The sequence below is a fragment of the Faecalibacterium sp. OF04-11AC genome (assembly GCF_003460645.1).
In the GTDB taxonomy this organism is placed as follows: domain Bacteria; phylum Bacillota; class Clostridia; order Oscillospirales; family Ruminococcaceae; genus Faecalibacterium; species Faecalibacterium prausnitzii_I.
Map to the genome: position 1 here is coordinate 1 of NZ_QTVP01000063.1, position 1,139 is coordinate 1,139.

General features: G+C 44.1%; 2 protein-coding genes. Both read left to right on the forward strand.

The window, feature by feature from the left end:
- Positions 1 to 61: 61 nt before the first annotated feature.
- The gene (locus DXA70_RS13545) at positions 62 to 427 is read left to right on the forward strand and encodes a helix-turn-helix domain-containing protein (RefSeq protein ID WP_128118763.1); all 366 of its coding nucleotides are present in this window, start codon (positions 62 to 64) and stop codon (positions 425 to 427) included.
- A partial coding sequence (locus tag DXA70_RS13550; RefSeq protein ID WP_243001430.1) for an IS3 family transposase occupies positions 376 to 1,139 on the forward strand: 764 nt, incomplete at its 3' end. The genes DXA70_RS13545 and DXA70_RS13550, both read left to right, overlap by 52 nt.

Consider the following 1,139-nt stretch of genomic DNA (forward strand, 5'->3'; position numbering starts at 1 on the left):
TGAACTGCACCCCATTTGTTAGACAGTATGGTATACTGTTTAGGAAATGGGGTGTTTTTGTATGCCAAAGGGAATACCACAGAAAAAATATAGTGGGGAATTCAAAATAAAAGTAGTAGAAACAATGCGCGCGGAACATTTAAGCTGTCCAGAAGCTGCCAAACGTTTCGGGGTACAAAGTAAGACGCAAGTTGCAAGATGGGAGCGCATCTATCTGGAAGAAGGCAAAGAGGCCCTCTTGCTGGAACGTCGTGGTCGAGCTTGTGCAGCCAGCGGAACGCAGAAGGGGCGAAAGCCGAAATTAGACAAGCAGGTGGAAGAAGATCTCATTGCAGAGAATCAACGGCTTCGTATGGAGATTGACTACTTAAAAAAATTGAGAGCCTTGGTGCTGGAAGAGGAACGCCAAAACAAAAAGCACAAGTAGTTCAGGAACTAAGGCAGAAATATCCGTTGAAAGCACTGCTGCAGCTTGCCGGGCTTCCTCGCAGCACGTTCTACTATTATCTGCATCAGTCTCAAAAGCCAGTGAGATATCAGATGGTAAAAGAAGAAATCGTTGCAGTCTTTAATAAGAACAAGAAACGGTATGGATATCGCAGAATCACGCAAGAATTGCATAACAACGGCATTTACATCAATCACAAGACCGTGCAGAAGCTCATGAAACAGTTGGGCTTGGTCTGCCATGTTCGTGAGAGAAGAAAGTACAATTCTTACAAAGGTGAGATTGGCGAAGTGGCTCCAAATCTGTTGGAACGGCACTTCAAAACGAACGAACCAAATCGTAAATGGGTTACGGATGTCACAGAATTTAAAGTCAATGACCAGAAGCTTTATCTGTCACCAATCATTGATCTGTTCAACGGAGAAGTGGTCAGTTATAACCTTAGCCGCCACCCTAATTTTAAGCAAGTCACGGATATGCTGGAAGATGCTTTTCAGAAGCTGCCAGATAAAGTGGATGATTTGATTCTGCATTCAGATCAAGGCTGGCAGTACCAGATGAAGCCTTACCAGAACCTGTTGAGAGCGAAAGGCATTACACAAAGTATGTCCCGGAAAGCCACTTGTCTGGATAATGCGGTTGCTGAAAACTTCTTTGGCTTGCTCAAGACGGAACTGTTCTATTTGGAAAA